General features: G+C 72.0%; 19 protein-coding genes and 2 tRNA genes. 8 read left to right on the top strand and 13 right to left on the bottom strand.

Going from position 1 to position 22,027, the window contains the following annotated elements:
• The first annotated feature begins 106 nt into the window (after positions 1–106).
• Positions 107–343 carry a hypothetical protein gene (locus tag BM127_RS02940; RefSeq protein WP_157829656.1) on the top strand — a complete coding sequence of 79 codons (237 nt, stop codon included), beginning with the start codon at positions 107–109 and terminating at the stop codon, positions 341–343.
• Between the two features lie 76 nt (positions 344–419).
• Here the strand turns inward: BM127_RS02940 and BM127_RS02945 are convergent, their stop codons facing one another.
• Positions 420–1,292, bottom strand: coding sequence for a LysR family transcriptional regulator (locus tag BM127_RS02945; RefSeq protein ID WP_091194026.1), 873 nt, complete (start codon positions 1,290–1,292; stop codon positions 420–422).
• 82 nt (positions 1,293–1,374) lie between these two features.
• Between BM127_RS02945 and BM127_RS02950 the strand changes: the two genes are divergently transcribed.
• The gene (locus tag BM127_RS02950; protein ID WP_231263104.1) at positions 1,375–2,631 is read left to right on the top strand and encodes an MFS transporter; all 1,257 of its coding nucleotides are present in this window, start codon (positions 1,375–1,377) and stop codon (positions 2,629–2,631) included.
• Positions 2,632–2,640: 9 nt separating this feature from the next.
• Here the strand turns inward: BM127_RS02950 and BM127_RS02955 are convergent, their stop codons facing one another.
• From BM127_RS02955 to BM127_RS02995, 9 genes are all read right to left on the bottom strand, one after another.
• Positions 2,641–3,252 (bottom strand): hypothetical protein, encoded by a 612-nt coding sequence (locus tag BM127_RS02955; RefSeq protein WP_091194029.1) that lies wholly within the window; start codon positions 3,250–3,252, stop codon positions 2,641–2,643.
• Between the two features lie 70 nt (positions 3,253–3,322).
• Entirely contained in the window at positions 3,323–9,211 is a 5,889-nt protein-coding gene (locus BM127_RS02960) for a family 78 glycoside hydrolase catalytic domain (protein WP_091194031.1), read from the bottom strand.
• A gap of 201 nt (positions 9,212–9,412) precedes the next feature.
• A tRNA-Ala gene (locus tag BM127_RS02965) sits at positions 9,413–9,488 on the bottom strand.
• 91 nt (positions 9,489–9,579) lie between these two features.
• Positions 9,580–10,485, bottom strand: coding sequence for a divisome protein SepX/GlpR (gene sepX / locus BM127_RS02970; protein ID WP_139227594.1), 906 nt, complete (start codon positions 10,483–10,485; stop codon positions 9,580–9,582).
• A gap of 60 nt (positions 10,486–10,545) precedes the next feature.
• Positions 10,546–11,109, bottom strand: a complete 564-nt coding sequence (locus BM127_RS02975; protein ID WP_231263103.1) for a GNAT family N-acetyltransferase — start codon at positions 11,107–11,109, stop codon at positions 10,546–10,548.
• Between the two features lie 38 nt (positions 11,110–11,147).
• Positions 11,148–11,624: a MogA/MoaB family molybdenum cofactor biosynthesis protein gene (locus BM127_RS02980; protein ID WP_091194036.1), complete on the bottom strand. Its 477-nt coding sequence runs from the start codon at positions 11,622–11,624 to the stop codon at positions 11,148–11,150.
• Positions 11,621–12,097, bottom strand: coding sequence for a cyclic pyranopterin monophosphate synthase MoaC (gene moaC, locus BM127_RS02985; protein WP_091194038.1), 477 nt, complete (start codon positions 12,095–12,097; stop codon positions 11,621–11,623). Before moaC ends, BM127_RS02980 begins: the two co-directional genes overlap by 4 nt.
• Positions 12,097–13,326: a molybdotransferase-like divisome protein Glp gene (gene glp / locus BM127_RS02990; protein ID WP_091194040.1), complete on the bottom strand. Its 1,230-nt coding sequence runs from the start codon at positions 13,324–13,326 to the stop codon at positions 12,097–12,099. Before glp ends, moaC begins: the two co-directional genes overlap by 1 nt.
• Positions 13,319–14,722: a UTP--glucose-1-phosphate uridylyltransferase gene (locus BM127_RS02995; protein ID WP_091194043.1), complete on the bottom strand. Its 1,404-nt coding sequence runs from the start codon at positions 14,720–14,722 to the stop codon at positions 13,319–13,321. The genes glp and BM127_RS02995 overlap by 8 nt, the downstream gene beginning before the upstream one ends.
• A gap of 22 nt (positions 14,723–14,744) precedes the next feature.
• Here BM127_RS02995 and BM127_RS03000 point away from each other — a divergent pair, with 22 nt between their 5' ends.
• The gene (locus tag BM127_RS03000; protein WP_091194045.1) at positions 14,745–15,353 is read left to right on the top strand and encodes a 5-formyltetrahydrofolate cyclo-ligase; all 609 of its coding nucleotides are present in this window, start codon (positions 14,745–14,747) and stop codon (positions 15,351–15,353) included.
• 169 nt (positions 15,354–15,522) lie between these two features.
• On the opposite strand, the gene BM127_RS03005 is transcribed toward BM127_RS03000, so the two are convergent.
• Positions 15,523–18,150: a penicillin acylase family protein gene (locus tag BM127_RS03005; protein WP_091194047.1), complete on the bottom strand. Its 2,628-nt coding sequence runs from the start codon at positions 18,148–18,150 to the stop codon at positions 15,523–15,525.
• Positions 18,151–18,272: 122 nt separating this feature from the next.
• On the opposite strand from BM127_RS03005, the gene BM127_RS03010 reads away from it, so the two are divergent.
• From BM127_RS03010 to BM127_RS03020, 3 genes are all read left to right on the top strand, one after another.
• Positions 18,273–18,605 carry an FmdB family zinc ribbon protein gene (locus BM127_RS03010; protein WP_091194049.1) on the top strand — a complete coding sequence of 111 codons (333 nt, stop codon included), beginning with the start codon at positions 18,273–18,275 and terminating at the stop codon, positions 18,603–18,605.
• Between the two features lie 112 nt (positions 18,606–18,717).
• Entirely contained in the window at positions 18,718–19,350 is a 633-nt protein-coding gene (locus BM127_RS03015; RefSeq protein ID WP_091194051.1) for an SAF domain-containing protein, read from the top strand.
• Positions 19,351–19,403: 53 nt separating this feature from the next.
• Positions 19,404–19,757, top strand: a complete 354-nt coding sequence (locus tag BM127_RS03020; RefSeq protein WP_091194053.1) for an MscL family protein — start codon at positions 19,404–19,406, stop codon at positions 19,755–19,757.
• 42 nt (positions 19,758–19,799) lie between these two features.
• On the opposite strand, the gene BM127_RS22090 is transcribed toward BM127_RS03020, so the two are convergent.
• Positions 19,800–19,973 (bottom strand): hypothetical protein, encoded by a 174-nt coding sequence (locus BM127_RS22090; protein ID WP_175507309.1) that lies wholly within the window; start codon positions 19,971–19,973, stop codon positions 19,800–19,802.
• A complete protein-coding gene (locus tag BM127_RS03025; RefSeq protein ID WP_091194055.1) occupies positions 19,970–21,256 on the bottom strand; it encodes an LCP family glycopolymer transferase in 1,287 nt (428 codons plus the stop codon). The genes BM127_RS22090 and BM127_RS03025 overlap by 4 nt, the downstream gene beginning before the upstream one ends.
• A gap of 151 nt (positions 21,257–21,407) precedes the next feature.
• Between BM127_RS03025 and BM127_RS03030 the strand changes: the two genes are divergently transcribed.
• Both BM127_RS03030 and BM127_RS03035 read left to right on the top strand, forming a co-directional pair.
• Positions 21,408–21,483, top strand: a tRNA-Arg gene (locus tag BM127_RS03030).
• 79 nt (positions 21,484–21,562) lie between these two features.
• A complete protein-coding gene (locus BM127_RS03035; protein WP_091194057.1) occupies positions 21,563–22,021 on the top strand; it encodes a GtrA family protein in 459 nt (152 codons plus the stop codon).
• Positions 22,022–22,027: the final 6 nt, after the last annotated feature.

The following is a 22,027-nucleotide window of genomic DNA, read 5'->3' on the forward strand; positions in this document are numbered from 1 at the left end:
CAAGAACCGCCGCATTTGTTGAGCCGTCCATTGGCTCCGCGTTATACGTGGCGGAGCATGGCGGCAACCGATCTGTTTCGGGGGCCGACGCCAGGGAGGGTGCGCCATGGATTCCACGATGATTCACGTGTGTCTGCAGACCGAGGGTGCACCGTCGCCCGAGGGCCACGAGGTCGGTGAGCGGTGGGTCTGCTCGTGCGGCGACAACTTCGTCTACCGCGAGGGCTTCAACCGCGCCGGCTACCAGACCGTCGAGTGGTGGCCCGCCCCGGCCATCCCGCAGCCGCGCAACGCCAGGACCAAGGCCCGACGCGGCCTCCTCTTCGGCCCCCGCAAGGGCTGACACCCAGCTCGGCCTGACCCCGCCCGATCCAGCCCGGGCGGGGTTTCGTCGTTCCCGGGACCGGCCGGGGCAGCTCCTAGTCGTCCCAGCCCTGGCCGCGGACGAAGTCGACGAGCCGCTGCGCCGGCGGGGCCAGGGGCCGGTCCGTGCGCCAGGTGAGGCCGATCGTGCGCGTGGCACCGGGTGAGGAGAGCGCCAGCCCGACCGATCCCGACTGACCGGCGAACGCCTCGGGCACCACCGCGACGCCCAGCCCGGCCGCCACCAGGCCCTCGATGGTGGCCAGGTCGGCGCTCTCGAAGGAGATCGTCGGGCTGATGCCGGCATCAGCGAGCAGCCCGTCCACGAGCGCGCGGTGGGCGAAGCCGGCCGGGGTCGTGACCAGCTCGTCGTCGGCGAGCTCCGCGAGGCCGACCCGCTTGCGGTGGCGCAGTCGGTGACCCGGCGGCACCACGACCACCAGCCGCTCCCGGCGTACGGGCAACCAGGCGTGCCCCTCGGCCCGGTCCATGGTGAGGCCGAGCTCGACGACCCCGCGGTCGAGGTCTCGGTGGATGTGGTGGGTGGGCTCCTGGCTCAGCACGACCTTGATGCCGGGCGCCTGGGCGTGGAAGGCACGCAGCAACCGCGGCACGAGCGTGGTCGCCATCGAGTCGAGGAACGCCAGCCGCACCATCCCGGAGTCCGGGTCGAGCCGGTGGGTCAGCGCCGCGACCAGGAGGTCGTGTCGAGCCACCAGGTCCCGGGCGGCCTCGATCACGATCTCGCCCTCGGGGGTGGGACTCACCCCGGTGGGCAGCCGCTCGAATATCCGTACGCCCAGCTCGTCCTCGAGCCGCGCCAAGGCACGCGAGAGCGTGGGCTGGCTGGTGCCGATCGTCGCGGCGGCCTCGGTCACGTGGCCCGCGTCGCCCAGCTCCAGCAGCCAGGAGAGGTCGCGGATCAGCACGACGTGATCATACGTCGTACGCATGGTTGCACGCCGTGATCGACATTGGACGTATCCAACGCCAGAGCCCAGCATCGACCGGGTGAGCACCGTCGACCAGTCCTGCGCGCCTGCCTGCGCCGACCTCGAGCCGCACCGGCCGGGGAGCGACGGCTACCGCCGGATCATGGTCGCGATGTTCGCTGCCGGCATGGCGACCTTCGTGCTCCTCTACGACGTCCAGGCGCTGCTCCCCGAGCTGGTCCGGGCCTTCGACATCTCGCCGACCCGCGGGACCCTCGCCCTCTCGCTGACCACGGCCGCACTGGCCGTCTCCCTGCTGGTCGCCGGTCCGCTGTCGGAGGTCGTGGGGCGCACCCGGCTGATCCACGTGGCGCTCTGGTCGTCGGGCGCGGTGGCGCTGGCGTGCGCGGTCGCGCCGACGTGGGAGACGCTGCTCGGCCTGCGGATGCTCCAGGGCATCACCCTGGCCGGTCTCCCCGCCGTGGCGACGGCCTACCTGCGCGAGGAGCTGCACCCCTCCGCCCACGGCCGCGCGTTCGGCCTCTACATCGGCGGCACGGCGCTCGGGGGCATGGCCGGCCGGTTGGTGACCGCGCCCGTCGCCGACCTCGCGGGCTGGCGGTGGGGGCTCGCCGCCGCAGCCGCCTTCGCCCTCGTCTGCGCAGCGCTCGTGGCCTGGCTCCTGCCCGCGTCGCGGCACTTCACCGCCCGCCCCGCTGGCGCCCGGGTGGCCCTGGGCCAGGCGCGGGCCGCAGTGCGTGACCGGGCCCTGGTCGCCCTCTACGTCCTCGGGGCGTGCGCGGTGGGCGCCCTGGTCGCGGTGCTGAACGCGCTCGGCTTCCGCCTCAGCGCAGCGCCGTACGACCTCTCCGTCGGCACCATCAGCCTGGTCTTCCTCGTCTACGCCCTCGGCAGCGTCAGCTCGGCCGTCTCCGGGCGCGTGGCCGACCGCATCGGGAGGCGGTCCACCATCCCCGCCGGCTGCGCGATCGCCCTGGCGGGGGTGCTCCTGACGCTGAGCGGCTCGCTCCCGTTCGTGGTCCTGGGTGTCGCCGCACTGACGATCGGCTTCTTCTGCATCCACGGGCTGGCGAGCGGCTGGGTCACTGCGCGGGCACACCTGGCGGGGGTGAGCACCGGGCAGGCCGCGGCGTTCTACCTCTTCGCCTACTACGTCGGCTCGTCGGTCTTCGGCAACCTCGGCAGCGCCGCCTGGAGCCACGCCGGGTGGCCGGGCGTCGTGGCGCTCGCCTCGGCGCTGCTGCTCACCGTGTCCGCGATGGTGGCCGTGCTCCGGCACACACCGGCGCTGGTCGAGCCCGCTCGGGTGGCCTGAGGCGGACCGTCACCAGGCGCCGGGGAAGCGGTCCGAACCCGCGATCGCGAGCAGGCCGACCACGAGGGACGCCCCCAGAGCGATGAGCAGCGTCTGACCGAGGTAGCGGCGCCCCGGCACGACGAGCAGCGCGAGTCCGACCAGGGCGACCAGTGCCGGCAGCAGCCACACCGGCAGGAGCGTCGACAGTGCGAGGGTGACGAACGCGAGCACCCCTCCTCCGATCGCCGCCTGCCCGAGCGGCACCGGACGGGGGCCGCGCGGCAGCCCGACCTCGGTCACCGGACCCCCGGAGGCCAGCTGGTCGGGCGCCAGGACGCGCAGCAGCAGCACCACCGTGGCGGGGTCGGCCACCACGACGACGTCGCAGAAGCGGTCCTCCACGGCGTGACGGCGCACGAGCGCGTCGAGGCGGTGACCGCGGTCGACGTCGGGGAAGCGGACCGGCGCGAGGAGCACGTCGGGATGGGCGTCGCGACCGAGCCCCTGGACCACCTGCTTCGCCTCGGCGGTCGGCGCAGTGACGACGACGGCCGACGACCGTAGGTGCGCGCGCAGGCGCTCGACGTCGGCCGCACCCGCCTGCGTCGTGACCACGTGGATCCGCTGGTAGTCCGTCACGCTCCGACGTTAGCGGGGATCCTGCAGGCAGGAGTCCGCGGCCGGCCGCCACGGACTCCTGCCCTCCCGCTCAGGTGACCCTGACGATGCGGGCCTTCGAGGTGGACCGGGCGACGAGGGTCGACCCGAGGTAGGTCGCGGTGATCCGGTGCTTGCCCACCCGGGCGATCCGCACCGTGACCACGGCCCTGCCCCCGCCGGCGACCTTGCGGAGCGAGACCCGCGTGACCACCTTGCCGTCGACGCGGACCAACACCCTGCCGGTGACCTTCGCATCGGACCTCACGACGACGGTCACCTTGACCGGCTGCCCCTTCGCGACCCGCGTCCGGTGGGTGCGGACCGTCGTCCTGGAGTCCGCCCTCCCTGCCTGCGGCGGGTCAGTCGTGGGCGGGTCCGTCGTGGGCGGGGTCGTGGTCGGCACCTGGGTGACCGGTGCCGTCGCCGAGGACGTCGCCACGCCCGGCTCCTTGCCGGCCTTGGTCGCGGTCACGCGCACGGCGAGCCGGGCACCGAGGTCGGCCGCCGCCACGCCGTAGGACGTGCTCGTCGCTCCCGCGATCGGCACCCCGTCACGCAGCCACTGGTGGGCGAAGGACAGACCCTTGGTGTTCCACGATCCCGGGGTCGACGCCAGCGTCGCACCCACGACCGGTGTCCCGGTGACCTGCGGTGCCACGACGGCCGACACGGTGTCCACGTCGGCGAGCGTGACCGTCTCGCGTCGCATCGGCTCGGGGTTGCCCGCCACGTCGGTCGAGGCGAACTCCACGACGTGCGTCCCGAAGCCGGTGACGGTGAAGGGCTGGGCACCGGCCGTGGCCCAGGCACCGCCGTCGACCCGGTAGGCCGTGGTGGCCACGCCACTCGTGGCGTCGGTCGCGGCGAGCCTCAGGCTCGCGGTGTCCGCGTCCTCGACCCCTCCACCGCGGGTCACGGCCAGGCTGGTCTGCGGCGCCGTGGCGTCGATCCAGACCGGCAGCACACCCGCCGGCGAGACGTTGCCGGCGGCATCGGTGGCGCGATGGCCCACCTCGTGCTTCCCGTCGCCGCTCACCGCGACCGGCTCGGTGTACGCCGACCAGCCGGGGCCCTGCGAGATCTCGACCTCGGGAGCCTCGTCACGGCTGTCGAGGGCCTGCACCCCGACCGTGACGTCGGAGCGCCACCAGCCGTTGTCGCCCGCCCGACCGCTGGCGACGGTCGCGGAGACGTCGGGCGCCCGCTCGTCGTCGGTCACGCGCAGCACCCACAGGTCCGCGATGGACGGGTCGAAGAAGCCGTCCTGGGCGCGGGTCCCGAGGCGGTACTCGTAGCGGACCCGCACCTTGCCGTCGGCGGCAGCAGCGAGCGCAGCAGGGTCGGTCACCGGGAAGTCGTAGACCTTTGAGCCCTCGCCACCCTCGGCACGCGGCAGCACGTGCTCGCGGACCAGGACGTCGTCGACGTAGATGTCGTACTTCTTGGTGTAGGGACCGGAGTAGGTCTCGACGTTGCGCAGCACGAACGGCTGGCCCGCCGGCACCTGGACCTCCGCGGAGAACCACGAACCCGGCGTGCCCGAGTTGGAGTAGCGACGGGTCAGGCCGGCCTCGGTGTTGGTGCCGCTGGACGGCGACACCTGGAGGGCGTGCGCGCCCTCCGAGGCGGTGTTGCCGAAGTCGACGTAGTCGACGTAGCCGGTGGCCGGCGGCCGAGGCGTGGGCAGCGCGAGGGTCAGCTCCACGGTTCGCTCGGCCAGGGTCGCACCCGCCCGTCCCACGCGTACGTCGGCCGGGACCGGCTCGTTGCTCACGCGGTCGAGCGGCACGACGACCGGCACGGCCACCACGACCTGCTCGCCCGCTGCGACGCGGACGTCGGACGAGGGCGCCGTGCGCCACCCCAGGGGGAGCGTGAGCCCGACGTGCGCACGGACGTCGGCTGTCCCGGCGTTGGCGACGGGGACGGAGACCACCGCGTGGTCGGCCGGGTCGACGGCGTCGGCCGCGATGGTGACCGCGCCGATGGTGAGACCGGAGGTCACCGTCGCCCATGCGGGCGTCGCCGCCGTGGCCGTGAACGGCTCACCCGAGAGGACGAGGTCCAGCGCCAGCGTCGCGGCGTACGTGCCCGGGTCGGCCTGCTTCGGGACGTCCAGCTCGAACGGCAGCTGGACGGATCCTCCGGCGGGAAGCGACGCGAGCGAGACGTTCGCCTCGCCGAGGCCGGCCGCGTCGACCGTGCCCTCGAGCGCGGTGATCGGCTCGTCCCCCGTGTTGGTCACCTCGACCGTCCCGGAGACGGTGGCGCCGGGGAGGGCGGCACCGTCGACGGGCGGCAGCGCGACGGAGACACCGACGGAGGCCAGGTAGGCGTTGACGAGCCGGGCCTCGATGGCCGCGACCCGGGTGTCGAGGTCGTCCTTGACCGGACCGGCGATCCCGGAGGTCGCCAACCAGGTGCGCAGGTCGCGGGCTCCGTCCCGTGCGGCGGCGAGCGCCGCGGTGACGTCGGCCTCGTCGCCGTCGATCCCGGCGAGCAGAGCTGCGTCCACGTCGGCACTGATCGCGTCGACCGCGGTGTCGAGCTGACCGCGCTCGGACGTGGTCAGGTCGCCGTCGTCGGCCAGGTCGGCGACGTGGGACCGCAGCGCCTCGAGGTCCCCGGCGATCTCGCCGAGGGCGGCGTTGGAGGCCGCGGTGGCGAAGTCATAGCTGCCGGAGCCGACGGTCACGGTGACCGTGTCGCCGTCGTCCCGGACGTCGAGGACACCGTCGACGTCGCCGAGCAGCTGCCCGCCCTCGGTGAGGGCGTACGCGTTCGCGGCGGGCAGCACGACCTCCGCCGTGGTGTTGACCGGGACCTGCGCCGTGAGCGAGAGCTCCTCGCCCCGCAGGGTCCAGTCGGTCGTGATCGGACCGTACGCCGAGTCGAAGGCGCCGGCGCCGTGGGTCAGCCCGCCCCCCATGACGGGAGCGATGCGCGAGACCTTGTAGCCGGCCTCGAGGGCCTTGATCCCGCCGATGTTCTGGTACATCCAGTCGCCGACGGCGCCGTAGGCGTAGTGGTTGAAGGAGTTCATCTCGACGGGTCCGAACGAGCCGTCCGGCATGATCGAGTTCCAGCGCTCCCACATGGTGGTGGCGCCGTTCTCGATCTCGTAGCCCCAGGACGGGTAGTCCTTGTGCAGGAGCATCGTGTAGGCGAGGTCGTCGCGGTCGATGCTGCTGAGGGCCGGCAGCAGCCACGGGGTGCCGAGGAAGCCGGTGGTCAGGTGGTTGTTGCTCGCGGCCAGCTTGGCCACGAACTGGTCGGCGACCTTCTGACGGAGGTCGGCGTCGGCGATCATGTCCATGCCGAGCGCCATCGCGTAGCCGGCCTGGCTGTTGCCCTGGATCGTGCCGGTGGACTGCACGAACTCGTCGACGAAGGCCGCGCGGACGGCGGTCGAGAGGTCGGCGTACTCCGCCGCGTCCTCGTCCTCGCCGATCGCCGCCGCCATCTCCGACAGCATCCGGGCGTCCTCGGCGTAGTACATGGTGCCGAGCACTCCGACGCTGGTCGGGTCGTCCAGGTTGAGCCAGTCCTCCCAGTGCCCGCGACCGGAGTCGATCAGGTCGGTGCCGGCACTGGTGCGCACGAAGCCGAGGAACTTCTCCATCGACGCGTAGTTCTCCCGCACGATCCGGCCGTCGTCCCAGGCCTTCCAGGTGGCGTAGGGCACCGTGATGGCGGCGTCGGACCAGCCGAGGCCCGAGCCGAAGTCCCCGGCGTTGGGCACCACCGGTGCGATGCCGGGGACGTTGCCGTCGGCGTAAGCGGCGTCGCGGAGGTCGGTCATCCACTTGCCCAGGAATCCGCGGGTGTCGGTGAGGTAGCTCGCGGTGGGTGCGAAGACGTTGATGTCACCCGTCCAGCCCAGCCGCTCGTCGCGGGCCGGGGTGTCGGTGGGGACCGAGAGGAAGTTGCCGCGCTGGCCCCAGGAGATGTTGCTCTGGAGCTGGTTCAGCATCGGGTCGGAGGTCACGAGCGTGCCGGTGTCGGCCAGGTCCGAGCCCCACACGACACCCGTGACGTCGGCGAGCGCCGGAGCGGCCGTCGTACCGGTGATCTCGAGGTAGCGGAACCCGTGCTGGGTGAACTTGGGCGTGTAGGTCGCCGTGCCGGTCGTCGCGAAGGTGTAGAAGTCGGTGACCTTCGCGGAGCGCATGTTGGCGGTGTAGAGCGACCCGTCGGGGTTGAGCTCCTCGCCGTAGCGGATCCGGACGGTCGCTCCGGCCTGGCCCTGCAGGGTCAGCCGGGCCACACCGACCATGTTCTGGCCGAGGTCGTAGACCTCCACGCCGGGGGCCGGGGTGGTGTGCGCCTGCGCAGCCAGCTCCTCGGTGACCCGCACCGGCTCGTCGGGCTGCGGCACCAGGCGCGCGGACGTGTTGGTGGCGATCGTGACCGGGTTCCAGCCGGCGTCGTCGAAGCCCGGCGCGTCCCAGCCGGGCTGCTCGGCGTTGGCGTCGTAGGTCTCGCCCTCGATGTTGTCGGCCTCCACGTAGGGGCCGAAGTGGCTCTTCCACGTGTCGTCGGTCGTGACGACCTGCGACGTGCCGTCGGTGTAGTCGATGCGCAGCTGCGCGATCAGGCCCAGGCTGCTGCCGTAGTGGTTGAAGCCGAAGGACGCGATCTTGCCCTTCCACCAGCCGTCGCCGAGCTCGGCGCCGAAGGCGTTCGCTCCGCTGCGAACCTGATCAGTCACGTCGTACGTCTGGTGCTGGATCCGCTTGCGGTACTCGGTCCAGCCCGGCGCCAGGAACTGGTCGCCGACCTGCGCACCGTTGAGCCGCATCTCGTAGACGCCCTGCGCCGAGGCGTAGACTCGTGCCGACTCGATCGTCTTGCCGGGGTCGGTCGTGAACGAGGTCCGCAGGAGCGGCTTGTGGGAGTCGGGGGTGCGGTAGAGGACGTCCTGGCGCTCGGCGACGCGCAGGCCCGCGGAGGTCAGCCGGCCACCGGTGAACGGGTTGCCGGTGGTGAAGTCGGTGTCGAGCAGGACCTCACCGTTCTTGGCGGTCACCGTGACGGCCTTGATGTCGGCGGCCTCGTCGACGTTGCCCGCAGCCACGAAGTCCTGGCGGAAACCGACGAAGCCCTTGGTGAACGAGGTGTCGGTGCGCTGGTCGATCTGGGTGCCGTCGAGCAGCGTGGTGATCGTGCTGCCGTCGACCGTGACCGACAGGCGGTGCGTGCCGGTGAGCAGCTGGGTCGCGGTGATGCCCGGGATGGGCTTGTTGTCCAACAGCGAGTAGACGCCGTTCACCCGCTTGTGCGGGCGGAACCGGGGCGTTCCGTCAGCGGCGGAGATCTGCCACATGAGGGCGTTCTGGGTGCTCGCGGCGCGGACGAAGACGCCGACGGCCATGTCGGCGATGTCGAAGTCGATGTCGGCGGTGTAGTTGCCCCAGCGGTCGACCTCACCGGTCGCGGACTTGCCGATCCAGTCGCCCTGCCACTCCCCGGCGGTCAGGATGCCGGTCTCGAAGGAGGCCGGGGCGCTCCACTCGGAGGCCGCGTCGGTGGCGTCCCAGGTGCGGACCTGCCACACGTAGCGGGTCTGCGAGGCGAGCGCTGGACCGGCGTAGGCGACGTCCACCTGGCGGTCCGAGTCGACCTTGCCGGAGTCCCAGACGTCCGGCGAGGCGAGCGCGTCCTCGCTGATGGCGACGCGGACCTGGTACGCGTCCTGCACCACGCCGCGCGCGGTCGAGGCGGCGGTCCATCCGAAGCTCGGCGCGTCACCGGGGATGCCGAGGGGGTCGACCCGGCCGTTGGTCTGCAGCCCGGACAGGCTGACGGCGGCGGCGGCGGCCGCCGAGGGTGCGGCCGCGGCCGGCGACGGCGCCATGGCGCCGAGTCCCCCGACGAGGGCCAGCGTCGCTAGCGCGGAGATCCCTCGCTGGGCGTACCGGGTCAGGACTGTGCTCATGCGCGTCTCCAGGCTCACGGGTGCCGGCGTGATGCCGGTCACATCGGATTGAACCGTTTCACACGCGCCATGTGGCTGTCTAGGTTCGTCCACGTAATTTCTGTTCTCACCTGTGAACAGACCGCTCATCGAGTCCCGCGGGCCGTCCCGCCATGGGCAGACGCAGAACGGGCCCGGATCAAGGATCCGGGCCCGTTCTGGTGGTGGAGGTGAGGGGACTCGAACCCCTGGCCTTCTCGATGCGAACGAGACGCGCTACCAGCTGCGCCACACCCCCACGCGCCTCTCGGCGCGACGCCAAGATACACGAGGAGCACCGGCCGGATCGAATCGACCCGGGTCCCGGTCCGAGGGGAGGTGGAGGCGGCTCAGGCTCCGCTGGCGCGGCGCGACTCGTCGGCCTCGCGAGCTGCCCTGGCGGACTTCTCGGCGGAGCGGGCGAGGGCGGAGTCCTCGTCGTTGTGGCCGCTGGACCACACGCCGGTGGAGTCGAGGTCGATGGTGGAGACCGTACGACGCTGGGCGGCGGGCTTGTTGACGTAGGTCGGCAGCGTGGTGGGCACCATGTCCCACCCGCCGACGACGGCGATCTCGCCGGTCACGACGGCCGGGGACTCGCCGGCCGGGGACGACTCGGCGGGGCTGGGGGCCACCGGGCTGGGCGCGGTCGGGGTGCGCGGCAGCGGCGGGGTCAGCGGCATCTCACCGGTCAGGTCCGACTCGTCGTACTCCTCCTCGACCAGGGGCGGGAAGCCGATCTCGATGGCCGACCGGGCGGCGCGCTGGCGACGCTCGGCGCGGACGGAGACGCGGCAGGCCACCAGCCAGGCGACGAGCAGACCGGCCGGCGCGGCGACCCACGGCCAGGTGATCACGGAACCGGCGGCGAGACCGATGACGACGGCGTTGGCGAGGGCGATGAGCCCGAGCACGTTGCGGCGGCGCTTCGCGGCGCGGCGGGCCGACGCGCGGTGGTTCATCGTCGGGAGTGCGACCTGGGGCGCCGGCTCGCGGACCGCGGCAGCGACGGCCTCGGGAGTGGCGTGCGGCTTGGTCTCGACCGGCGGCCGCAGGGCCGCGCGGATCGGCGACACGACCAGGCGTGCGTTGCGCCGGTCGACGGGCTCACGACGGGCCAGGACGCGCATCGTGTGCGAGAACTTCTCGACCGATCGGCTCCGGACCACCTCGTCGTGGTGCTTGAGGGCCTTGGGGATCAGGTAGACGGCCCACGCCACGGCAAGGGCGACAAAGATGAGAGCGCTCAGGTCCACGGGCTGAGCGTAGGAGCGCGGAGCCTGAGCGGGGCGGATGTCACGTGGTGTGTCGCAGGACTACTGGTGTGACTGGTGAGTTTGCAGCCGCGTCGTGATGCCCTCCGGGCACTCCTCGACGGTCACCGCGAAGATCCGGTGGTCGCGCCAGGCCCCGTCGATGTGCAGGAAGCGGGGCGCGTAGCCGACCTGCTCGAGGCCGAGCTTCTCCACCACGCGGAGCGAGTTGGTGTTCTCCGGGCGCACGCAGATCTCGACGCGGTGCAGCCCGACCTGTCCGAAGCAGTGGTCGATCACCATCGCGACCGCCCGCGGGGCCACGCCCCGACCGGCTGCCTCGGCGGCCACCCAGTAGCCGATCGACGCCCACTGGGCGGACCCGCGGGCCACGTTGCTGACGGTGACCTGACCGACGAAGCGCCCCTCGACCTCCACCACGAACGGCAGGCACAGGCCCTGCCGGGCCTGGTGCAGGAGGGAGCGTACGACCATCTTGTAGGACGACGGGCGCGGCGCGGCCCCCGGCGGGACCGTCGCGTCCCACGGGCGCAACCAGTCCTGGTTGCGGGCACGGACCGACTGCCACTGGTCGGCGTCGGACTTGCGCAGCGACCGGACCACCACGCCCTCCGACTCGAGGCGGGCGGGCCAGCCGGGGGCGTTCAGTGGTCGCTCCCGACGACCTGCTCGACCGCGTGGCGGAGCACGGGCTCGAGGACGCCGAGCCCGTCCTTGACTCCCCCGCGCGACCCGGGGAGGTTGATGACGAGGCAGGTGCCAACGATCCCGGCGAGGCCGCGGGAGAGCATCGCTGTCGGGATGCCCTTCTCGACGCCGGCGGCGCGGATCGCCTCGGCGATGCCGGGGACCTCGCGGTCGAGCAGCGGCGCCGTGGCCTCGGGAGTCCGGTCGGTCGGGGTGAGCCCGGTGCCGCCGGTCGTGAGCACGACGCGGGCGCCGGCCTCGACCGCGGCGGAGATCGCCGCGCGGACGGGGTCGCCGTCGGGCACGACCGCCGGGTCGTCGCACTCGAAGCCCTGGTCGCGCAGCCAGTCCACGATCAGCGGACCGGTCTCGTCGGCGTACACCCCGGCCGCAGCGCGGTTGGACGCGACGACGACGCCGGCACGCAGGCTCATCGCGTCCGCTCCCAGTCGCCCGACCGACCACCGGTCTTCGTCTCGACCCTGATGTCGGTGATGACCGCGGCCTTGTCGACGGCCTTGACCATGTCGACGACGGTGAGCGCGGCGACCGAGACGGCCGTCAGCGCCTCCATCTCGACGCCGGTGCGGTCGGTGGTGCGGACGGTCGCGGTGATGTCGACCGACTCGTCGGTGACGGCGAGGTCGACGGTGACGCCGGAGATCGCCAGCGGGTGGCAGAGCGGGATGAGTGCCGGGGTCTGCTTGGCGCCCATGATCCCGGCGATCCGGGCCACCGCGAGCGCGTCGCCCTTCGGCACGCCGTTGCCGCGGAGCAGGTCGACGACGGTGCGGCTCACCAGCACGCGGCCGGTCGCGGACGCCGTACGAGCGGTGACCGCCTTGTCGCCCACGTCGACCATCCGGGCGGCGCCGGTCTCGTCGACGTGCGTGAGCCGCTCGGCCATCAGAACTCCTCGTCGAGCTTGCGGATCGCGACCATCTCGCCGGCCGCGATCCCGGTGACGTCGGCAGCGACCTCGATCAGGCAGTTGGCGGCGGCCAGGTCGCCGATCAGGTGGGAGCCGTGGCCGCCGACCGGGGAGACGAAGGTGCCGCCGCCGTCGGAGTCGTAGAGGCCGCGCACCAGCTGCACCTTGCCCGCCGGCGAGGACAGCCCGTGCGTCAGGCGGGCGCGGGAGGTGGGCCTCACGTAGGGCAGCTTGCCCATCATCCGGCGGATCGCGGGGAGGACGAACATCTCGAACGAGACGTAGGAGGAGACCGGGTTGCCTGGGAGCGTGAAGACCGGGGTGTCGTCCTCGCCGATCGTCCCGAAGCCCTGCGGCTTGCCGGGCTGCATCCCGACGCCGCCGAACCACATCGAGCCGTGGTCCGACAGCGACTCCTTGACGACGTCGAAGTCGCCCTCGCTCACTCCCCCGCTCGTCACGACGAGGTCGGCGCGGACCAGCTGGTCGCTGAGCGCCTCCGTGAAGGCGTGCGACTCGTCGGGGACGATGCCGACGCGGTAGGCGATCGCCCCGGCGGCGCGGGCGGCGGCGGCGAGGAGGTAGGAGTTGCCGTCGTAGATCGAGTCGTGCCCCAGCGTCGTACCGGGCTCGCGGAGCTCGGAGCCCGTCGAGATCACGACGACGCGCGGCCGCGGACGGGTGCGTACGGTCGCGCGGCCGACCGCGGCGAGCATGCCGAGGTGGCGCGGCCCGAGGACGGTGCCCTCCTCGAGCAGCATGTCGCCCTCGGAGATGTCGTCGCCGAGCGGGCGGATGTGCTGGCCGGGCTTCGCGGCGCGGCTGATGCGCACCTGCGCGACGCCGCGGTCGGTCCACTCGTAGGGGACCACGGTGGTCGCTCCCGCCGGGACCGGCGCCCCGGTCATGATCTTGACAGCGGTGCCCGGCGAGATGGCCAGGATCGAGGACTGGCCGGCGCCGATCTCACCGACGACCGGCAGCACGACGGGTGCCTCCTCGGTCGCGTCGGCCACGTCCTCCGCGACCACGGCGTAGCCGTCCATCGCGGAGTTGTCGAAGCTCGGCAGCGAGATCGGGGCCACGACGTCCTCGGCCAGCGCGAGGCCGAGGGCCTCCATCAGTGGCTGCTGGAAGGCGCGCAGGGGCGAGACGGTGGCGAGGATGCGCTCGACGTAGTCCTCGACCGGGAGCAGGTCAGCCATCCTGGTCCTGCTCGCTGAGGACGGCGCCGCCCTCGACCCGCTGGGCGGCCGACGAGGCGAGCGCGACGTCGCCCACGACGCGTACGCCGCGGCCGAAGGTCCAGTCGCCGGCGACGGTGAACGACTCGGCCTCGCGCAGCGACGGAGCGCCGTCGGGGAAGCGCTTGTCGAAGTCGCCGACGAGCTTGTAGAACTCGCCGTCGAGGGACACGTAGGGCACGTCGTCGCCCGCGCGGTCGAGCACGAAGTCCTTGCCCAGGTCGTAGACGTCGGAGCGCAGCACCAGCAGGTCGTCGGTGGTCTTCACCGGGACGAAGCGCTCGCGGCCCACCTCGATGGTCCGCGCCCCCTCGAACACCTCGATCGCGGCGCCCATCGCGGTCTCGATCTGGATGACCTCAGGGGTCGACTTGTCGGCGGGGTCGAGGTGCTTGACGTTGCGGATCAGCGGGAGGCCGAGGATGCCGCCGCGGGCGTCGAGGGCCTCGACCATCGCCTGCAGGTCGAACCAGAGGTTGTTGGTCGAGCAGAACTGGTGACGGCTGAGGTCGGCCAGCGCGTCCTTGTCGGCGTCGAGGGTCTGCGCCGACTCGCGCAGCACGATGCGGCCGTCGGCCTTGCGGCGGGCGAAGTGGCCGCCCTTGCGGTCCGACGCCGTCCGCAGCACCGCCTCGATCGCGAACGGCGCACCGGTCTGGGCGAACCAGCCCGCCACGCGCGCGTCGGGGACGGCACCGAGGTTGTCGGAGTTGGAGACGAAGACGTAGCGGTAGCCGGCGTCGAGGAGCTGCGCGAGCAGGCCGGTGCCGCGGAGCGCGGTGTAGATGTCACCGTGCCCGGGCGGACACCACTCGAGGTCCGGCGCCTTGGGATAGGCGGCCGGGAGGAGGTTGGCGGCGAGGAGCTTGGGCTCCTTGTTCTGCAGGAACTCCAGCGGCAGGCCGTCGACCGGGAGGTCGTCGTAGCGCGCCAGCGCCGCCATCGTGTCGGCAGACGTGCGGAAGGAGTTCATGAACAGCAGCGGCAGCGTCGCGTCGTACTCCTTGCGGAGGTGCAGCACCTGGCGGGCGATGATGTCGAGGAAGCTCAGCCCGCGGCGCACGCAGAGCAGCGACTTCGCCCGCTCCATGCCCATCGAGGTGCCGAGCCCGCCGTTGAGCTTGATGACGGCGGTCTTGCGGATCGCCTCCGTGGCGACGTCGGCGGACACGTCGACGTCGGCGAGCGCCTCCATGTCGAGCGGCTCGATCGTGTTCTCGGCGATCATGCCGGTCTCGCCGTGCTCGAGGAGCCGGTAGTAGTGCGCGAACGTGTCGATCGCGACCTCGTCGACGCCCGCCTGCCGCATCTTCGTGCGTGCGAGGTCGAGGCCGTGCGCGCTGCCCTTGCTTGCCATGCTTCGATCGTAGGCTGCTGAGGTGGCCCCACGACACTCGGCAGACAGCACGGCAGCCAAGTCCGCCCTGCGCGACCAGGTCCTGGCGGGCCGCAAGCACCGCCCGCTCGACGCTGCGGCGGACGTCGCGGCGTCGATCTCGCGGGTAGCGCTGGCCTGGGCACCGGTCCGCGACGCCGCCACGGTCGCGGCGTACGTCTCGGTCGGCAGCGAGCCCGGCACCGGGCTCCTGCTCGATGCGCTGGTGGCCGCCGGCAAGCGGGTCCTGCTGCCGGTGGTGCTCCCGGGTCTCGACCTCGACTGGGCCGTCTACGCCGGCCGGGACAGCCTCGCGCCCGCGGTCCGCGGGCTCCTCGAGCCGACCGGGGAGCGCCTCGGCGTGGACGCCGTCGGCCAGGCCGACCTCGTCCTCGTGCCCGGCGTCGCCGTGTCGTCGACCGGTGACCGGCTCGGCCAGGGCGGGGGCTGCTACGACCGCGCGCTGCCCCGGGTCACTCCCGGCACCCCCGTGGCTGTGGTGCTCTACGACGACGAGGTGGGGCTCGCGGTGCCCACCGACCCCCACGACGTACGGGTGGGCTTCGCCATGACGGCGGGCGGGGTCGTCGCGCTCACCACCACCGCTGGTTGAGGACCGTGCGCCCTCCCGCTGGTTGAGCAGCGAGCGCAGCGAGCGTGTCGAGACCAAGGGAGCCTCGGTTTCGACACGGGCCTGGCGGCCCTGCTCAACCAGCGGCGATCATGCGGCGGCCCTGCTCAACCAGCGGCGCCCAACCAGCGGCGATCAGGTGGCGGCCCGCTCACCCAGTGGCCGGCACCAGTACGAGCGTGTCGTCCGCCGCGGCCTCGACGGCCTCCCGGCCGAACACCCAGGGCAGGGTCTCGCCGGCGACGTAGAGCTCGGTCTGGTCGGAGTAGTGCGACGAGGCCGGGTGCCCGGAGACGCCGGTGAGGTTGATCCACCGCGAGTCGTCCCAGTCGGCGAGCGAGACGACCATCCGCATGGACGGCGCGGCGGTGACCTCGTAGCCCTCGACGGCGTCCCAGCTGGTCGCGTCGACGAGCGACCCGCCGCCGCCGACCTGCCAGCCGTCGCGGTTGACGAGCCGCTCGATCGGCCCGACACCGGACTCGCCGAGGGTGGCGTTGTGGAGGTTCATCCGGTGCAGGCGCCCCCAGGACCAGAGCGTGGCGTCGCGCGCCTGCCGGCGGGTGAGCTCGTCGCGCGCCGCCAGCATCGCCTGCCGCAGGATGTCGTCACGGGTCTCGACCTCGTCGGTCTCCGCATCGTCCCACCACGGCCCGGCCGGCTCGGGCAGCATCGCGCTGACCACCCGGAACCACCGGTCGCCGCCGTCGGGCCAGGTCCGCTGGCGCAGGTCGTCGTGGAAGGTGAGCTCGAGGAGGTTGCGCCACACGACGTTGTAGTAGGCCGCCGGAGCGCTGTCAGCCGGCTGGGTGAAGTCCCAGTCGCGCAGCAGGTTCTGGGCGTTGCGGTAGTAGCCACCCGGCACGTCGAGGTCGAGGAGGTAGGGCACCAGCGTCTCGGCCATCGGGTTGGTGCTGTCGAGCTGGAGGTCCGCCATCTCGGCCACCGACAGCTCGCCCTCGGCCTCGAGCGCCTCCCGGATCCGCGTCGAGCGGTAGCCGTAGTCCCAGTCCTTGGTCAGGAGGTAGGGGTAGTCCTCGCCGATGACCGCCTGGTTGGCGGTGACGATGAAGCCCTCCTCCGGGTCCAGCACGCTGGGCAGTCCGTCGAACGGGATGTAGTCGCCGGTCCAGTCGTTGGCGCTGATCCAGCCCTCGACGGGCATGGTGCCGTCGTTGCCGCCGCGACGGATCGGGATACGACCGGGCGCCTGGTAGCCGATGTGGCCCTCGCGGTCGGCGTACACCATGTTCTGCGCCGGCGCCGCGAACGCGGAGGCCGCCTCGCGGAACTCGTCCCAGTCGGAGGCGCGGTTGAGCCCGAGGATCGCGTCGGCGGTGGGAGCGGGGTCGAGGGCGGTCCACGCCAGCGCGACGGCGTAGCCGCTGCCGCGGTCGCCGGGCTCGTCGGTCGGGGCGTTGGCGCCGACCGTCGCGAACTCCGACGAGACGTCGCTGATCAGCGGGCCGTGCGTGGTCTCGCGGACCCGCAGCTCGACGTCGGCGGCGCCGAGCACCTTGATCGTCTCGGTGCGGACCTCCATCGCCTCGGACTCGCCGTCGCGGACGTAGCGGTCATCGCCCTCGGTCTGCTCGAGGTAGAGGTCGGTGACGTCGGGGCCGAGGTTGGTGAAGCCCCACGCGATGTCGGCGTTGTGGCCGATGATCACGCCGGGCACGCCGGAGAAGGTGAAGCCCGACGTGTCGAGCGTGCAGTCGGCGCTCATCTCACGGCAGTGCAGGCCCATCTGCATCCAGATGCCCGGCTGGCTGACGCCGAGGTGCGGGTCGTTGGCGAGCAGCGGCTCACCGGTGGCGCTGTGCTCGCCGTCGACGACCCACGAGTTGCTGCCGATGCCGCGGCCCGTGCCGAGGAGCTCGGGCATCGCATCGATGCGGTCCTGCACGCGCTCGAGGGCCGCGACGACGCCCTGCGCGTACGCCGGACGGCGGGGGTTGCGGGTGCCGTTGGCCGTCGCGTTCTGCTCGAAGACGCCGTCGACGACACCGCCGCCGGAGACGATCGGCGGGTGCGCGGTCGCGTCGTACTCCGGCCACAGCGCGGCGATCTCCTCGGCGCTGTGGTCCAGCGACAGCAGCACCCGGTCGACCTCGGCGTCCATGTTGCCGCGGAGGTCCCACGCCATCGCCTTGAGCCAGGCCAGCGAGTCGACGGGCTCCCACTCCTCGGGGGTGTAGTCGAGCCCGGTCAGCCCGAGGACGGAGTACTCCACCGCCAGCTCGGACGGCGAGCGGTCCGCGAGGTAGGCGTTGACGCCCTCTGCGTACGACGTCAGTGCCTCGCGCGTCGCCGGCTCGAGCAGCGCCCACTCCTCCTCCGCGACCCCGCGCCAGTCCATCGTGCGGATGAACTTGTCGGTCTCGAGGGTGTCCTCGCCGAACATCTCGGAGAGCCGTCCCGCGGTCACGTGCCGCCGGAAGTCCATCTCGAAGAAACGCTCCTGCGCGTGCACGAATCCCTGGGCGAACATCAGGTCCGCGTCGGTGTCGGCGTAGACCTGCGGGATGTCCTGGTCGTCGCGGATCACCTCGACCGTCGCGGCCAGGCCCGGCACCTCGACCTCGCCGTTGGTCTGCGGCAGCGGACGGCGTACGACACCCACGACGCCGGCCGCCAGGAGCAGCAGCACCACCACGAGGCCCAGCGCGGTCCACGCCGTCCAGCGCACCGCACGCGGGGCACGCTTGAAGGCCTGCCACCGGGTGGTCGTGGGCACTGCGGCGGTCTCGGACGCGGGGGTGGGGGAAGGGTCGCTCATCGCGCTCCCCATTGTGCCGTACCATTGGCAGTCGAAGGACGTGAGTGCCAGCGCGTCGCGCCGGCCCCCGCCGATCGCCGTTGCAGCACCACCGAGGCCCCGTTCCACCAGAGGATTGCCACATGCCCACCTATCAGTACGCCTGCACCGAGTGCGGCCACTCCTTCGAGCAGTTCCAGAGCTTCAGCGAGGACACGCTCACCGTCTGCCCCGAGTGCTCGGGCAAGCTGCGCAAGCTCTTTAACGCCGTCGGCGTGGTCTTCAAGGGCTCGGGCTTCTACCGCAACGACAGCCGCTCGACCTCGACGTCGTCGGTGCCGGCCGCGGCGTCCTCCGACTCGGCGAAGTCGTCGGACTCGTCGTCCACCACGAAGTCGTCGGACTCGTCGTCGAGCTCCACGAGCACCTCCGGCTCGTCCGGGTCGAGCTCGTCGAAGTCCTCGTCGTCCGACTGACACTCTCCTGCCGCTCGTCGCCCTCGGTGGTCGAGGTGCGAGCGCAGCGAGCCTCGAAACCCCCTGTGGATGGCCCCAGCGGAGCGCGGCCGATCCGACCTAGCGTCGGACCATGTTCCCGGGACTCCCACCGACCCGGCGTCGGCTGCGCGCCGTACGCCACCAGCTGCGGCGCCGACGTCGGCTGATCGCCGCCGCGCTGGCGGCCGCCGCCGTGGTGAGCGCGCTGCGCACCCTCGCGCCCCCGCCGCCCGACACGGTCGACGTGCTGGTCGCCACGCGTGACCTGCCCTCGGGCACCCTGCTCGACGACGACGACCTCGTCGTACGGGCCTTCCCGGCCGACCTCGCCCCGGCCGGTGCCGCGAGCGCCGCTGCCGGCCGGGTCCTGGCAGCACCGATCGGTCGGGGCGAGGTGCTGACCGACGTACGGGTGGTGGGGCCGGCGCTCGCGATGGCGCAGCCCGGAGAGACGGTCGTCCCGGTCCGGCTCCCCGACGCGGGCATGGCGACGCTGCTCCGGCCGGGTGACGAGGTCGACCTCGTCGCCACGGATCCGGGCACCGGCACCTCGGTCGTGGTGGCGCGTGACGTCACCGTCCTCGCCACGCCCACCGGCGCGCCCGACGGCCCTGCAGGCGGGTCGGGTGGCGCCCTGGTGGTGATCGGCGCATCCGCCGAGGAGGCCATCGCCATCTCGTCCGCGGCGTTGGCGCAGTTCCTGACGGTGTCGTGGGAACGCTAGGGTTGGCCCACCAGCTCGCTCGCGGCCCGGTCTCGGGCTCCTAGGAGGCAGACATGAGTGGATTCAAGAACTTCATCCTCAAGGGCAACCTGATCGAGATCGCGACCGGTCTGATCATGGCGCTCGCGTTCGCCTCGGTGGTCACCACCTTCACCGCGTGGCTGACCGGACTGATGCCGGACTCCACCTCCGACTACTTCTCCACGGCCGAGCAGAGCTTCGGCGCGTTCCTCAACGCGGTGATCTCGTTCCTGATCATGGGCGCGGTCGTCTACTTCTTCATCGTGATGCCCTACACCAAGGCCAAGGAGCGCTTCTTCCCCGCGGACGAGGCCGGCACCCCCGCCGACATCGCCCTCCTCGAGGAGATCCGCGACGCCATCAAGGCGCGCGGCGGCGCTGTCTAAGCCACCCGTTCCGCTCTGCCGTCGGTCGTCCGGGGGTGGGGGTCACCCGTGGTGCGGGGGCACCTGGTCGCGATACCAGTCGTCGCCCTTGCCGGCGCGGTCCTCGCGGGCATCGGTGTCGTCGCTCGTCTGCTCCGGTACGCCGTCACCGAAGGCCGCGGCGAGGCGCCGGCGGCGCTTCCAGTCGGGCTCGGGAGTCGGCTCGTCTGTGCTCATGCGCAGACTCCGAAGATCCGGTCCTCCGGGTCCGTCGTGGCCGGGGCGCTGGGCGTCTCGGAGGGCGTCTCGCTGGGTGACGCCGTCTCCGACGGAGTCTCGCTCGGGGTCTCGCTGGGGGTCTCGCTGGGGGTCTCCGAGGGCGACTCGCTGTCGGGGGGCGTGGTCGGCGAAGCGGTCGCGGTCGAGCTGGCCGGCGCCTCGGCGCTGGTGGCGTTGCCCTTCAGCAGCCTCGGCGGGATCACCTCGTCGTTCTTGATCAGCTCCCAGATCTCCGCAGCCTCCGGCGTCCAGAAGACCTTGCCGCGGAACTCGGAGTCCGACGGGAAGTAGTCGGTCGGCAGCGTCACGAACTGGATCTTGTCGAGGCCGACGTTCTGGAGCTGGAGCGCGATCTTGCCGATGCGCGTCACCGAGCTGAGCTCGTCGTCGGTCGTCAGGGACTTGGTGGCGGCGTCGAGGAAGTTGACGACCTTGTCGAGGCGGGTGAGGGTGCCCGCCGACTTGACCTCGCGCACGAGCGCGCCGATGAACTCCTGCTGGCGACGGATCCGCGAGATGTCGTTCTGCTGGATCCTCTCGCCGACGTAGCGCGCCCGCACGTAGTCGAGGGCCTCGTCGCCGGTGAGCAGCGACGGGTCGCCCTTCGGCACGAAGATCGCGTGGGCCGGGTCCTTGATGTCCTCGGGCACGCACACCGGCACGCCCCCCACGGCGTCGACCATGTCGCCGAAGCCGTTGAAGTCCACGACCACGAAGTGGTCGACGAAGACGTCGGCGTTCTCCTCGAGCTGCGCCATGGTGCAGACCGGACCCCCGACGGTGTAGGCCTGGTTCCACATCACCTCGGTCACCGCGGGCGAGTCGCACCCGTCCTCGGGACGGTTGACGATCGAGTCGCGCGGGACGGAGACGGCGTACGCCCGGGAGCGGTCGGCGGAGAGGTGAACGAGGATGGTGGTGTCGGACCCGCCGCCGCCGGACTCGGCGTCGATGGCGTTGCCCTCGCCGGAGCGGGTGTCGTCGCCCATCACCAGGATGTTGAGTGCCTCGCCGTTGCCGGTGTAGACCTTCTCCGGGCGGTCCTCACCGAGCACCTCGGTCGAGATGCCGTCGATGTTGCCGTTGAGGTGGCGGATGAAGTAGATCGTGCCGAGGCCGGTGACCAGCGCGAGCACCACGGCACTGATCAGGATGACCCGTCCGACGGTGTGCTTGCGCGCCGCCTTGCCCTTGCGCTTGGGCGCGCCGACGCCCGCTTCCGGACGTGACTCATCCGACACGGGGCTCACCTTCGACAGGGCGGACTGACTGACCGGGACTGAACTTACTCGACCCGAGCAACAATTCGCGCTCCGCGACACCAGCCGACCGGCGCCAGGACCGCCCGCGGGTGCGCGTCGGCGTACGACGTCGTGGCAGGATTCTCCCGCCGCCCCAGTAGCTCAGTGGATAGAGCAGCCGCCTCCTAAGCGAAAGGTCGCAAGTTCGACTCTTGCCTGGGGCACCACACCACGAGCCACCTGCGTGCCCGTCCGGCTCGGGCAGCAGCGCCTGGGGCATCGCCGTGGTGACACAATGACCGTGCCATGCCGACCACCCGCCTCCTCCAGACGGCGCGTGGCACCACGTCCGGCGCGGGGTGGCGGGCGATCCTCCTCCAGCTCGTCGTCTTCGCGTGCGTGGGCGGGGCCTTCAACGTGCTCTACGGACTGCTCTACCTGGTCCTGCGCGAGCAGCTCACCCCTCAGCCGGCGAACGCACTCGCACTGGTCCTGTCGACGATCGCCGGGACGTTCGGGCACCGCTACGTCACGTTCGGCGTCCGCGGCACCGAACGGACGGTGCAGCACCAGGTGCTCGGGCTCGCACTCCTCGCCTTCAGCCTGGCCGTCACGGCCGGCTCCCTGTGGGTGCTGGGTGCCACCGTCGACGAGCCGTCGCGCCGCCAGGAGCTGGTCGTGCTCATCGCGGCCAACCTGGGCTCGGGCCTGGTGCGGTTCTTCGCGTTCCGCCTGGCGATGACGGACCGGACGCGATCGCGCTGACGCGTT

This window comes from Nocardioides alpinus (assembly GCF_900112035.1).
Classification (GTDB): Bacteria; Actinomycetota; Actinomycetes; order Propionibacteriales; family Nocardioidaceae; genus Nocardioides; species Nocardioides alpinus.